The following is a 13,272-nucleotide window of genomic DNA, read 5'->3' as shown; positions in this document are numbered from 1 at the left end:
CTGTTTTTTTATTCGTCTTCTTTTTTATCATCGATTTGGAGTTCTTTTTCTGGTTTATGGTATGTGTAGAAGCTATCTACAAGCAAATCTAAATGCTCTACTTCTTCACTATAGTTAATGATGGAAGAAATAAGAGGGAAGAGATGTAACCATGTTTTATATGCTTCTTCATCGTCTTTATTTTGATATTCCATAAAGATATCAATTAATTCTTGTTTACCTGTTTCAACTTCATCAAGCATTTCGACTGATTGTTGTTTTTTTGCTTTACCAATAAATTTTAATAAAACTTGTTCATGATAATGCGTTAATGAGTCAAGTTCGTTTTGGATAGATTCCTGAAATTCTTCCGGCATATAGCGCAGTTCATTTTCAGTACGGTGTAATGATTTTAACGTACTTAAAGCACGGCTTGTTGTCGCTAACATTTGTCTGAATAAAACGAGCTTACGAATTTTTGCGAACTTTACTTTTTTCGTGTAGCTTCTTTCTTCTTTATACAGCAAATAGTAATGGTTTAGTTTGATCATTTTTTCTTTCATACGATCAATATCAGTTTTTAGCGTTGTAAAATCAGAAGCCTGCCTGCTATTCATTCGAATCCATTTTACAATTTCTTCTGTATTATCAACGATACGATGATAAAGTTTTGTTTCATATTTTGGCGGCATAAATACTAAATTTACAAGTGAAGCCGCAATAATACCAATCATAATCGTCGCAAATCGAAGTAAGGCAAAACTAAAGAAATCTTCGCCTTGATACTCCATAATGGCGATAACTGTTACTAAAGCAATTGATATTGTGTTTTCTAATCGTAATTGTAATGTAAGAGCAATTACTAATATACATGTTAATCCAATAATAAAAGGATTATGTCCAAAAGCAGTAGCAAATGCGATAGCAAATATCGCACCAATTACATTTGCTTGAATTTGTTCAAGTGCTGTTAAATAAGAACGGTATACAGACGGTTGAACAGCAAAGATAGCTGAAATTCCCGCAAATACCGGACTCGGTAATTGAAGTAAAATACAAGCAAATAAAGCTAACGTGATGGCAATACCCGTTTTTAAAATGCGAGCACCAAGTTTCATACCCTTAATAAGATCCTTTCTCTTGTCATAATGAATGTACAACATGATACTATACATTCATTACAATATGTTAGCAAGTGATATTTTAGTGACGTTAAAAGAAATTAGTGTTCATTTTATCCCGCTAATTGTGAGTAGTAAGATTCACGCCTCAAAATTCAGAAGCTGGATGCCGGTAAACGTCCGATTGGTGTAGGCTAATTAAAGTTTCACTTTATAATTTTTCCTAATTCCTTTTAAACATCAGTTTTTAGTAAAAAAACCTGCTGAATTTCAGCAGGTCTCAAATTGTTACTATAGATTACTATGAGAAGCGTACTTCGTCAATTTTTTCTTAATAATGAAAATTACTCATTTTACTCTGTTGAGATAGATGGATCTGCCTGTTCTTTTTTCGGGATAATCTCAAAAAACTTGTTCTGTATATCATCTAATAATGGTGTTAACAAAGCAACTTCCTCATATTGCTCGTGCTCGTTTAGTACACGAATATAGTCTAGCAATAATTCAGTTACATCTTTCAAACCATTTTTACTAATTGGTTGTAATGTAACATTTGCGCCTTTTGCGATTCTTCTTTTTAAGGCCTGTTCTGTTAAGCCTAAGTTTGAATCACGACGCAAATAAACAACACCGCCAGTCATGCCAGCGCAAATCCATGGACCAGGGTCACCTAAAACAAGCGCTCGCCCGTTTGTCATATATTCAAAAGCAAAACCTTTAATATTGGAGTATGCACCTATATTTCCTTGCTCTTTTTCACGGAGTGGTTTTGTTATTCTACCTCCAATTATCATGTCTGCCCCAGAAAGGCGAATGCCAGCGCGAGCATCAGCGTTCCCTTGTACGTATAGTGCCCCTTTTTGTGCACCATATCCAAATCCTTTTCCGACAGAACCGTTATAATATACTCCGTCTTTTCCTTTTGATTTCGTTATATAAATCCCACCACCAAAGGAAGTTTTACCAATGCCATCTTGTGCGCCGCCATTTACGTGTATAAATAAATTTTCACTATTGTAAGCACCTAACCCATTTCCGGGAATAGAACCATTCGTATACTTTAATGTAAGTGGTTCAAGTTGAGTAGCTTCATATAGTTTACTGCGAACGCGATAACATGATTCTAGACCACCCATAACGCGTTGCTCTACACCAACGCCTACCAATTCTTTTGAGTCAGCGGAATGAACTGTCTTAAATTGTTTTTCCGGTACGCCTTCTGTTGTTGTAACAGATGGATGTTCTATTATTTGTAGTAAATTACGTAAGTTTAATAAATTTTCGCCTCGAACTTGCTCTAATAAATCAGAACGCCCAACAATTGCTTGTAAATTTGTATAACCAAGCTGTCCTGTTAATCGTTTTAGTTCTATACCGAAAGAGGTGAATAAATTTAGCAGGCCAGTAACTGCGCTTTCTAATTCGCGTGGGACGAAGCGGCGTAACCCATGTTCCTTTGCTTGTGCTTCAGACTCGATTTGTGTCGCAATTCCGACATGGCAAGTATCTAGATGACATCCACGGCAAGTAGTACAGCCGATTGCAATCATTGATAGTGTGCCAAATCCAATACGGTTTGCTCCGAGAAGCATGATTTTCAAGGCATCATTTACACTTCGAATACCACCATCTGCCCAAATCTCTACTTTATGTCTCATGCTCGCTTCTAATAAAGCGTTGTGAGCGGCTTTAACACCAATTTCTACAGGAAGACCTACATGTTGCAAGGCGTGAATACGTGCAGCACCTGTTCCGCCATCGAATCCGCTAATGTTAATAAAATCAGCACCAGCTTTGGCGATACCGACAGCAATTGTTCCGATATTAGGAACGACAGGGACTTTCACGGCTACTTTGGCAAGTTGATTAGCTGTTTTAATTTCCGTAATCATTTGAGCTAAATCTTCAATTGAATAAATATCATGGTTATTAGAAGGTGAAATTAAATCTGAGCCAATTGTCGCATTACGTGCTTCAGCGATTTTGGCTGTTACTTTTGAACCAGGTAAATGCCCACCTTCCCCAGGCTTTGCGCCTTGACCGATTTTGATTTCAATTAAGTTCGATGAGTTTAGTAGTTCGGCATTTACTCCAAATCGCCCAGATGCCACTTGTTGTCCACGTGTATGTGGATATTTTCCAATCATATCTTTAATTTCGCCGCCTTCACCGTTCAAGCTAATCATATTTAGCTGATCGGCCGCTTCTGCATATGCGCGAAAGGCAATTTCGTTTTGAGAACCAAATGACATAGAACTAATAATAAATGGAAAATCATGGTTTTTAATGCCGATAGATACTTCTTCAGTTGGAACGATATGTTTTGTTTGTTTCGTTTGAACAAGGTGTCTGATTGCGATGGGATTATTCTCTTCTAGTTCACTTAACTTGTCACGGTAATCATCATAAGAATTTCCTTTTGCAACATCGCCGATTGCTTTCCAAATTCGCGGGAATATATGAAATGATTTTCGCATTCTAATTTTAGGATTGTTATAATCCTCTGCTCGTATTTTTGCATCTTCAACAAGTGATTCAAGTGAAAAGGCTAAATCATTTGAACCGAAGAAATTTGTAATCTGTAATATATTTGCGATTTCTTCATGTAATCCAATAGATGAATAGAGACGTCCGTAACCACGTAACTCATGAATTCCAATTGTTGAAATGACTTTTTCTAATCCTTTATTAAGTGCATTATATAGATTCGTAATTGGTGTTTTTGTTCCATCATTTACAGTCGCGAATAATAAATATGGATTAATACCATCTGCTCCTAATCCATATAGCGTGACAATGTCATGTAAGGAGCGAAGAGCACCAGAACGTATAACGAGAGAACAATTGCGGCGTAATTTATTTTCACTTAATGCTTGATGTACTTTAGCAGTAACTAAATGTGGATCAATCCACAATCGTTCATTTAGATGGGCTTTTGCGTCATCTAATACTAGTAGGGAAGCGCCATTGTTAACAGCAGCTATCGCTTCAGAACTAATGCGGCTTAATGCGCATTGCAGAGTTTCTGACGAGCTGAATGTAGCAGAGATTGTGGCGATAGAGTTATGAGTCTTAAATAGCTCTATGAGTTGTTCGTACGTAATTGTGTGTAATTCCTCTGCAATAGGTTGTGCCACGCTGCCTTCTAAAATAATTGGTGAAAGCATTTCAACTACAAATGGCCGTTTTGCGCCGCTTAATAAACTTGGACGCTCTCCAAGTACAGTACGTGTAGAGAAGTGTTCAATTTCACGGTCACGGTCAATTGCAGGGTTTGTAACAACAGCTACACTTTCTTTAATAAAGTCAGCGATATTTCGTCTATCAGTATCGAGTGCGGCAAGTGGTGAGTCATGCCCAAGTGAGCGTATTGGCTCAACGCCTTTTGTTGCCATCTGTTCAAGAAGTTGAATATGTTCTCGGTCCCATCCGAAAGCGACGTATTCTTTCGTTTCAACTTGAACAGAATCACATAGCCCTTGGATTTTTTTCGTTTCAGGGATAGATAAATTTAAATGGTAATTGGTAGTATCAATTCGCTTTTTAAAACGGTTATATACTTGGATTTGATATTTGTCATATTCATAAAGAACAAGTTCATCTTGTTCATTCCATTTTAATCCGACTTTTTCTCCAGGAGCGAGTGGTTTTGGTTCTGCTACATATTTAGTTGGTGATACAACTCCAGGTTCAGAAGAGAAAATATAAGAGCTCTCTGTCTCTACTTTCCATACTGGGCGTAATCCAAGGGAATCAACGCTGAAAACAGCTTCATCTTTAAAACGGGAAATGATGCCAGCTGGTCCTTGTGCAAAATGTCCCCATGCTTCACGTATATACGTATATAAATCTTGTAAAGGTGTTTCATAAAGTTTAATTTCATTAATAATTGGTGGGAATAGAATTTCCATTGCTTCAAATAAGCTGTAGCCGTATTGAACAAGTAGGGTTTCTAAGGTGCGGTTTAAATCTTGAGAGTCACTGCCTCCTGCAGTAAGTGGTACATCAATCATTTCAGCTTGATCGCGTAATTTCGCAATTGTGTTAATTTCACCATTATGTCCGAGAATGCTAAATGGTTGTACACGAAAAAAATTAGATAATGTATTAGTAGAGTAGCGGTTATGTCCTAATGTCATAGTTGAAGCGATAAGCGGATGTTGTAAATCATTATAGTAGGCAACAAGCGTATCACCAGCACCTAGAACTTTATATACAACATGATCATGACTTAATGAAGCAACATGAATTGCTTCGTTTTCCTCTATTTTTATTGTGACAGAAAATAATGTTTGCTCAATATTTATAATTTCGTTTTCTGCGATAAGGGCAACTTGCCAAAATAAAGGTTCTTCTTGTTTACCAAGTGGACCGAGCGCATCTGAGTTTGTTGCATCGTCACTTTCGAAAATAATAGTAAAGTTTTTGTTGTTTAATTGCGTACGAATATAATCTTTTAAGGCAGTAATGTTTTCTTTTTTATTTAGAAAAAAATGTCCAACGATAAAGTGGGGATGATCCACAATCGTTGGATTATATCCGCTACTTTTTAGTTTTTCATTCCAAAGTGTTTTTGGTATATCAATGTGAATGCCGATGCCATCGCCCTCGCCATTAATGAAACCAGCTCTATGATTCATTTTGACGAGTGATTGTATGCAAAGGTCAATGTTTTCTTTTGTAGCAATTTTTCGTTTCTCCATAACGGAAACGATTCCACACGCATCATGTTCTGCATTTCTATAATCTCGAAATAAAGACGGTGTCCATGTATTTTTTTTATTGAGCATCCGTCAATCCCCCCTCTTGTAAAAGTTAGAATAATCTTACTATTTAAGGCGCAAATCACCTTGTACACAGAGATAGTAATGCTGTAAAAGAATATAAAACAGATAATTATGAATAATTATACTATTAATACGTAATTTATGAAATAGAAAAAAGGAAAAAAGAAAGGTGAGCTTTCTTTTTTCCTTTTAATGACGGGATTATTTATTGTCTGCTAGGGCAGCAAATGCTCTGCCGACAGCTTCGATTGTATATTCAATATCTTCTTTTGTATGTTCTGTAGTTAAGAACCATGCCTCGTATTTAGAAGGTGCTAAGTTAACTCCTTCTTGAAGCATAAGCTTGAAGAATTTACCGAACATTTCACCGTCTGTATCTTGTGCGGCATCGTAATCTTCAATTGTATTAGTTGTGAAGTATACAGTTAAAGCCCCTTTTAGACGATTTAATGTAATGTCGATATTATGTTTCGCTGCTTGCTCTAAAATTCCTTTTTCAAGCATTGCACCAAGTTCATCTAATTTCTCATAAAGCCCTTCTTGTTGAAGTACTTCTAGACAAGCGATACCTGATGCCATAGAAGCAGGGTTTCCTGCCATTGTACCAGCTTGGTATGCAGGTCCAAGCGGAGCAACTTGTTCCATAATTTCTTTCTTACCACCGTAAGCACCGATTGGTAAGCCACCGCCAATAACTTTACCAAGCGCTGTTAAGTCAGGTGTAACACCAAGTAAGTCTTGAGCACCGCCGTACATAAAGCGGAAAGCAGTAATAACTTCATCATAAATTACTAGTGCGCCAGCTTCGTGAACAAGTTCATTCACTTTTTCAAGGAATCCAGGTTTAGGCTCTACAATACCGAAGTTTCCAACGATCGGTTCTACAAGGATAGCTGCTACTTCATGACCCCATTTATCTAAAGCTTCTTTTAAAGTTTCTACATTGTTAAATGGAACGGTAATAACTTCTTGTGCGATACTTTGTGGTACGCCAGCTGAGTCAGGAGTTCCTAAAGTAGAAGGGCCAGATCCAGCTGCCACAAGTACTAAATCAGAATGACCGTGGTAACAACCAGCAAATTTCATGATTTTTGTGCGACCTGTATAAGCACGAGCAACACGAATCGTTGTCATCACTGCTTCTGTACCAGAGTTTACGAAACGGACTTTATCTAATGCAGGCATTGCTTCTTTTAACATTTTTGCGAATTTTACCTCTAGCGCTGTTGGTGTTCCATAAAGTACCCCATTTTCAGCAGCTGTTGTAATTGCTTTTGTTATATGCGGATGAGCATGTCCAGTAATAATAGGACCGTATGCTGCTAAATAATCGATATATTTATTTCCGTCTACATCCCAGAAATAAGCGCCTTTCCCACGTTCCATAGCAACAGGAGCGCCGCCGCCAACTGCTTTAAAAGAACGAGAAGGACTGTTAACACCGCCAACGATATGCTCTAAAGCTTCTTTATGTAATGCTTCTGACTTTGTGAAATTCACTACAATTCATCTCCTTACAAAAATCTATGTATTATTCTAACATGTTTTTCGAAAAGACGTATTGTTTGTGATAGCGAAGGCAGTTGGGTAAACTATTCGTTGTGACATTTAGGAGGGGGGTCCGATTATGAAATCGGTAATTGAGGTACAAGGGTTACGTAAAGAGTTTACAGCCTATTCAAGTCGTCCGGGCTTAAAGGGTGCATTTCGCGATTTATTAAATCGTAATTATAAAATAGTACCAGCAGTAAATGATGTATCTTTTACTGTAAAGCAAGGTGAAATGGTTGGTTATATCGGTGAGAACGGTGCTGGTAAATCAACAACAATTAAAATGCTTACGGGGATTTTAACTCCGACATCAGGGCAAATCACAGTAAATGGAATGAACCCACATAAACAAAGAGAAGAATTTGTAAGAACAATTGGTGTTGTTTTTGGACAGCGTTCGCAACTTTGGTGGGATATTGCAGTACAAGAATCGTTTCGTTTATTAAAGAAAGTGTATGGTGTATCAGACGCTCAGTATAAGGAGCATATGGAGCACGTAATTGAAACGTTAGATATAGGGCCCTTATTAGATAAACCAGTTCGAAAATTATCTCTTGGTCAAAGGATGCGTTGTGAATTAGCGGCAGCCTTAATTCATAATCCACCGTTATTATTTTTAGATGAGCCAACAATTGGGTTAGATGTACTTGTGAAATTGAAAATACGTGAATTTTTAAAAGAAATGAATGAACGTTATAAAACAACAATTTTATTAACAACACACGATATTACTGATATTGAAGCTTTATGTGAGCGCGTTATCATGCTGGATGAAGGAAATATTATGTATGACGGTTCTTTAAATAATCTTCGTACGCAGTGGGGAGCGGAGAAGGAAATTCACTTTCAGTTTGTTGCACCAGTTTCCTATCAGGCTTTATCAATGGTTATGCCAGATAATCATGTCGTTTGGTCGAAAGCAAAAGAGGAAAATGCATGGGTTGCAAAAATTCCGAATGAAGAAGTTATTATTTCAATGCTTATTTCTAAAGTAGTACAAGCCTTTCAAATTAAAGATTTAAAAATTAACGAAGTGTCTACAGAGGAAATTATTCGTAACATTTATGAAGAGGGTATTACGCATGGGTAAGTATATTGAAATGATTCGAATTCGCTTTTTAATGATGCTTGCGTATCGTACAAATTACTATAGCGGGATTTTAATTTATACGATTAATATCGGTGCTTACTATTTTTTATGGCAAGCAATTTATAGCGGAAAAGAGAATATTGAAAGTTTATCTATTTCGCAAATGACCACGTATATCGCAATCGCGTGGATGGCACGTGCCTTCTATTTTAATAATATAGATAGGGAAATTGCGATGGAGATCCAAGAAGGACGTGTGGCTGTAGAATTAATTCGTCCGTATAACTATTTGGGAATGAAAGTTATGCAAGGTCTTGGCGAGGGAATATTCCGTTTTGCCTTCTTTTCCATTCCAGGCATGGTTATCGTTACGTTATTATTTTCGTTGCAAATTACAACAAATTTTCAAACTTGGTTATATTTCTTCTTATCTTTAATATTTAGTTTTATTATTAATACACAAATTAATTTAATGACGGGAATGCTTACGTTTTTCCTATTTAATAATAGTGGGATTATGTATGCAAAACGCGTTGTTATTGATTTATTTTCAGGTCTATTATTACCAATTAGTTTTTATCCGCTATGGGCCCAAAAAGCAATGATGTTTTTACCGTTTCAGGCTATTAGTTATATTCCAAGTATGATTTTTTCTGAAGGTATACAGGGGAGTAAGTTGTATGAGGCTTTAGTATTTCAAGTGATTTGGGCGATTGTACTTATTATTCCAATTGTACTCATGTGGAGAACGGCGAGAAAACGTCTAATTGTACAAGGGGGATGATGAGATGCTATATATAAACTTATTTTTACAATATGCAAGTCAATATATAAAAACAAAATTGGAGTATCGAGGCGATTTTATCGTTGGTTTACTTTCTGATTTATCGCTTCAAGCAGTTAATTTAATATTTATTCTCGTTGTATTTGGGCATACACAAGCATTGAAGGGATGGAGTCGAGAAGAAGTAATCTTTATTTATGGTTTCTTTTTAGTACCATTTGCCATCTTTTCAGCTTTCTTTAATATATGGGATTTTAATGATCGATACATTATTAAAGGGGAGATGGATCGTGTATTAACGCGGCCGATCCATAGCCTATTTCAAATTATATTAGAAAGAATGGAACTTGAATCTTTAATTGGAGCTATTACAGGGATTGTTGTAATGGGATATGCAGCTGTGGAGTTACAATTATCTTTTTACTGGTATGATTTCTTCTTATTTATATTGATGGTAGGAGGAGGAGCACTTGTATATGGAGGGATATTTGTTACGCTGGCGAGCCTTGGTTTTTGGTCGGATGCGAAAAGTTCAATTATGCCTCTTATGTATAACATAGGTAATTACGGGCGCTATCCTGTTAATATTTATAATCGTGTAATTCGTTTCATTTTAACGTTTGTTTTACCGTTTGCGTTTGTTGGAGTATATCCAGCGGCATACTTTTTAAGAAAAACAGAATGGAATAGTTATGCATTTGCGACGCCAATTGTTGGTGTTATCTGTTTTACGATTGCAATCACCCTCTGGAACCAAGGGGTAAAAAGGTATCGTGGCGCGGGTAATTAATTATAGAAGCTTGTTCGTTTCTAAGGGATAAATCAGTTCTCCACCTCATACATATAAAATGAGGTGGAGGACATGTTATGGGGATTTATTCTATTAATTGCAGCAATCGCTATTTTGAAAAGTGTCCAATTATTATGGAGTTCCTATTCGGATTCAACGCGTTTTTTTTCGCTCTATAATTTGGCCACATTATTTTTAATCTATACAACAGTACTAATCGCATTTGGATTAAGTTACGTTGTATTAGAGGAAATGGGTTTCGCAGTTTTGAAAGAGGACGGAGAAAGTTTGAACGCTCATTCTTTTCAACTCGTCGAAGTTTGTTTATATTTTAGCGCAGTTACTTTATTGTCTGTTGGATATGGTGACATATCTCCGATTGGAATTGGGCGATGGATTGCAATCGCAGAAGCGCTAATTGGATATACACTCCCTTTTGCTTTTGTGATGAGGTCTGTAATAGACAATGAAAAATAAGGAAGCATTTGTTATAGTAAAGGAAAAGAGTAGGAGTGATAACTATGATTACAGTAGGAGAAATGGCACCAGAATTCACATTAGAGGGAAGTAACGGAGAAGAAGTTCGCCTAGCTGATTTCCGCGGTAAAAATGTAGTTCTCTATTTTTATCCGAAAGATATGACGCCAGGATGTACAACTGAAGCATGTGATTTTCGTGATGCGTATGGAGTATTTCAAGAGAAGGATACGGTTATTCTTGGAGTAAGTCCTGATTCAGCGAATAGACATTTGAAATTCATTGAGAAACATGAATTGCCATTTACACTTTTAGTAGATGAAGATCATAAAGTAGCAGAGTTATACGATGTTTGGAAGTTAAAAAAGAACTTTGGGAAAGAGTATATGGGAATTGAGCGTTCTACATTCCTTATTAATAAAGACGGTGAACTTGTAAAAGAGTGGCGTAAAGTGAAAGTGAAAGGACATATTGAGGATGTTCTTTCTTATATAAAATAAATCTACATTGGAGATAAAATATGCAGAAACAAGGCAAGTGTCTATACATATTTTACTGCCTTACATAAAGTGGAAGTGTAGGGCATACCTCCTCAGATGATAGTATTCCAAGTGCGATTATGTCGCACTTTTTTCTATGGAATATATGAAGAAAAAAGGGAAAGATACATAAAAACAAGTCCTGAATATAAAAATAAACTACATACTTATAGTAGAAATATTGACGATTTATAAGAAAAGGAGTACACTCTTTATAAGAATTATAAAATAATAATCCGTATAGAATCGGGGTGCATGACGGTGGTCAAAGAAGAATTAAAAGAAGCGCTAGAAATGCTGAAAAATACGGGTGTACGCATTACTCCACAGCGTCATGCTATTTTAGAGTACCTTGTGGAATCAATGACGCACCCAACAGCGGATGATATTTATAAAGCATTAGAAGGTAAGTTTCCAAATATGAGTGTTGCAACTGTCTATAATAACTTACGTGTGTTTAAAGAGGTTGGACTTGTAAAGGAATTAACTTATGGAGACGCTTCAAGTAGATTTGATTATGTTACAAGTCAACATTATCATGTGATTTGCGAAAAATGTGGTAAGATTGTTGATTTTCCTTATGGAGGCTTGGAAAAGCTGGAAGAGGAAGCTGCGAAAACGACAGGCTTCGTTATCAATAGTCATCGCTTAGAAATTTATGGCGTTTGTCCAGAGTGTCATAAGGCGTAATATATAATAAAGAAAGAGGCTGACGGCTATACGTCAGCCTCTTTCTTTATTATATAAGGATTAGCGTGAGGTTAATCGGGATTTACAGTGCTAAGTTAGTAAGAAGGGTTAGATAAAAGTTTGTCGAATTTACTTTGTATTGGTGGAAATGAATTCTTGGAGGGGACATTTTGAAGAAATATGAGATTAAAAATAACATTCCAACATTGGAAGAATATAAATATTTATGTGATTCTGTGGGATGGACTAACTATATGAACTTTGAGGTGGCGGAAATATCACTTCAAAATTCGATTTACTGTATAACAGTCAAGGATAATAATCAAATCATCGGCATGGGGAGAATTGTTGGTGATGGGGCTATCTATTTCTATATTCAAGATATAGTGGTTCATCCAGATTATCAAAAGAATGGTATTGGAAAGAAAATAATGAATACTTTAGTAGAATACTTAAATGGGAATACTCCAGATAAAGCATTCATTGGTTTGTTTGCGTCGCAAGGTAAAACATCATTCTACGAAAAATATGATTTTAAAGATTATTCGCCTAATATGACAGGGATGTTTACTGTTATTTCGAAAAAATAGGTGTAATAAATTTAATAAAACAATTAAAAAGTTGATTTTTTAAGAAATCAACTTTTTAATGAGTTGAAACGTTTGTAGTGTTGCAAATTCGTATTTCCCTTGATACTTATGATTTATAACTCTTCTTATTATACTTTTCATCAAATTCTTTTCCTTCTAGATCTCGATCTAGTGTTAAAGGTTGATTGCAGTGCATACATGCATCGACACGGCCGAGCATTTTGGTTGGCTTATCACAGCTTGGACAAATAATTTGGATAGTCTTAGTAGATAACATACCAATCCAAAAGTAAACGACAGTGCTAGCGATAACAGCTAAAAAGCCAACCATCATAAACGTTGTCATAATAATAATGTTTTCGCGGAAAAAGACACCTAAGTATGCAATGAAGAGGCCGATAAATACTAAACTTAATGCAAAGGTCCGGATTTTATTGATTTTGTTTGAATACTTAATGCTCATTCTCACCACGCTCCTATACTAATAATATAACATAAAATTTAGAATTTTCACTCTCATGTAAATTGATAAAGAGATAAGATATGAAATGAATAGGAGGGGAGCCAAGAATGAATGGACGCTATAATGATTTTCACAGCGGTTTTTAAGTTTTTAACGGGATGTGAAATTTTTTTATAAAAAGTATTGACCCTGTATATACTGCATGATATATTAATAACCGTCGCTGATGCGGAAACGCAGAAAACGACAAAAAAGAAATTAAAAAACTTAGTTGACATTGAAAAATGAAGATGTTAACATAAGGAAGTCGCGAATGAGCGACCAAGTAGTTCTTTGAAAACTGAACGAAACAAACAACGTGAAACGTCAATTTTTATTTTAGATGCTAGACAAACTAACTTTATTGGAGAG

The 13,272-nt window shown here is 36.0% G+C and carries 11 protein-coding genes; 7 read left to right on the top strand and 4 right to left on the bottom strand.

The features are described 5' to 3' along the window. Positions 1–8 precede the first annotated feature (8 nt). The 3 genes from MR107_RS19440 to hemL all read right to left on the bottom strand — a co-directional run bounded on the left by MR107_RS19440 (position 9) and on the right by hemL (position 7,387). Complete coding sequence (locus MR107_RS19440; protein ID WP_000765787.1) at positions 9–1,097, bottom strand: aromatic acid exporter family protein; 1,089 nt, start codon at positions 1,095–1,097, stop codon at positions 9–11. 356 nt (positions 1,098–1,453) lie between these two features. Continuing rightward, positions 1,454–5,890: a glutamate synthase-related protein gene (locus tag MR107_RS19435; protein WP_242292614.1), complete on the bottom strand. Its 4,437-nt coding sequence runs from the start codon at positions 5,888–5,890 to the stop codon at positions 1,454–1,456. A gap of 198 nt (positions 5,891–6,088) precedes the next feature. Beyond that, positions 6,089–7,387, bottom strand: a complete 1,299-nt coding sequence (hemL, locus tag MR107_RS19430; RefSeq protein ID WP_001011863.1) for a glutamate-1-semialdehyde-2,1-aminomutase — start codon at positions 7,385–7,387, stop codon at positions 6,089–6,091. Between the two features lie 127 nt (positions 7,388–7,514). Here hemL and MR107_RS19425 point away from each other — a divergent pair, with 127 nt between their 5' ends. The 7 genes from MR107_RS19425 to MR107_RS19395 all read left to right on the top strand — a co-directional run bounded on the left by MR107_RS19425 (position 7,515) and on the right by MR107_RS19395 (position 12,398). After that, positions 7,515–8,528 (top strand): ABC transporter ATP-binding protein, encoded by a 1,014-nt coding sequence (locus tag MR107_RS19425; protein WP_000843655.1) that lies wholly within the window; start codon positions 7,515–7,517, stop codon positions 8,526–8,528. Next, positions 8,521–9,312 carry an ABC transporter permease gene (locus MR107_RS19420; RefSeq protein WP_000521519.1) on the top strand — a complete coding sequence of 264 codons (792 nt, stop codon included), beginning with the start codon at positions 8,521–8,523 and terminating at the stop codon, positions 9,310–9,312. Before MR107_RS19425 ends, MR107_RS19420 begins: the two co-directional genes overlap by 8 nt. A 4-nt stretch (positions 9,313–9,316) precedes the next feature. Then, entirely contained in the window at positions 9,317–10,102 is a 786-nt protein-coding gene (locus tag MR107_RS19415; RefSeq protein WP_000965773.1) for an ABC transporter permease, read from the top strand. A 72-nt stretch (positions 10,103–10,174) separates the two neighbouring features. After that, a complete protein-coding gene (locus MR107_RS19410) occupies positions 10,175–10,579 on the top strand; it encodes a potassium channel family protein (protein ID WP_000964343.1) in 405 nt (134 codons plus the stop codon). A 44-nt stretch (positions 10,580–10,623) separates the two neighbouring features. Beyond that, complete coding sequence (gene bcp / locus MR107_RS19405; RefSeq protein WP_000633710.1) at positions 10,624–11,079, top strand: thioredoxin-dependent thiol peroxidase; 456 nt, start codon at positions 10,624–10,626, stop codon at positions 11,077–11,079. Positions 11,080–11,379: 300 nt separating this feature from the next. After that, positions 11,380–11,808, top strand: coding sequence for a peroxide-responsive transcriptional repressor PerR (gene perR, locus MR107_RS19400; RefSeq protein ID WP_000237829.1), 429 nt, complete (start codon positions 11,380–11,382; stop codon positions 11,806–11,808). Positions 11,809–11,978: 170 nt separating this feature from the next. Next, complete coding sequence (locus MR107_RS19395) at positions 11,979–12,398, top strand: GNAT family N-acetyltransferase (RefSeq protein ID WP_000759735.1); 420 nt, start codon at positions 11,979–11,981, stop codon at positions 12,396–12,398. 106 nt (positions 12,399–12,504) lie between these two features. Here the strand turns inward: MR107_RS19395 and MR107_RS19390 are convergent, their stop codons facing one another. Then, entirely contained in the window at positions 12,505–12,861 is a 357-nt protein-coding gene (locus MR107_RS19390) for a YgzB family protein (protein ID WP_000025058.1), read from the bottom strand. Between the last annotated feature and the right edge of the window lie 411 nt (positions 12,862–13,272).

Source organism: Bacillus cereus group sp. BfR-BA-01441 (assembly GCF_022663075.1).
Taxonomy (GTDB): Bacteria; Bacillota; Bacilli; order Bacillales; family Bacillaceae_G; genus Bacillus_A; species Bacillus_A cereus.
Note: the sequence above shows the minus strand (reverse complement) of the source record. Positions and strands in the feature narration are given on the sequence as shown.

What these genes read in the sequence shown, in the direction of transcription:
- MR107_RS19425 (WP_000843655.1), top strand. Translation starts at nt 7,515, where the DNA reads ATGAAATCGGTAATTGAGGTACAAGGGTTACGTAAAGAGTTTACAGCC.
- MR107_RS19420 (WP_000521519.1), top strand. Translation starts at nt 8,521, where the DNA reads ATGGGTAAGTATATTGAAATGATTCGAATTCGCTTTTTAATGATGCTT.
- MR107_RS19435 (WP_242292614.1), bottom strand. Translation starts at nt 5,890, where the DNA reads ATGCTCAATAAAAAAAATACATGGACACCGTCTTTATTTCGAGATTAT.
- bcp (WP_000633710.1), top strand. Translation starts at nt 10,624, where the DNA reads ATGATTACAGTAGGAGAAATGGCACCAGAATTCACATTAGAGGGAAGT.
- MR107_RS19415 (WP_000965773.1), top strand. Translation starts at nt 9,317, where the DNA reads ATGCTATATATAAACTTATTTTTACAATATGCAAGTCAATATATAAAA.
- MR107_RS19410 (WP_000964343.1), top strand. Translation starts at nt 10,175, where the DNA reads ATGTTATGGGGATTTATTCTATTAATTGCAGCAATCGCTATTTTGAAA.
- MR107_RS19440 (WP_000765787.1), bottom strand. Translation starts at nt 1,097, where the DNA reads ATGAAACTTGGTGCTCGCATTTTAAAAACGGGTATTGCCATCACGTTA.
- MR107_RS19390 (WP_000025058.1), bottom strand. Translation starts at nt 12,861, where the DNA reads ATGAGCATTAAGTATTCAAACAAAATCAATAAAATCCGGACCTTTGCA.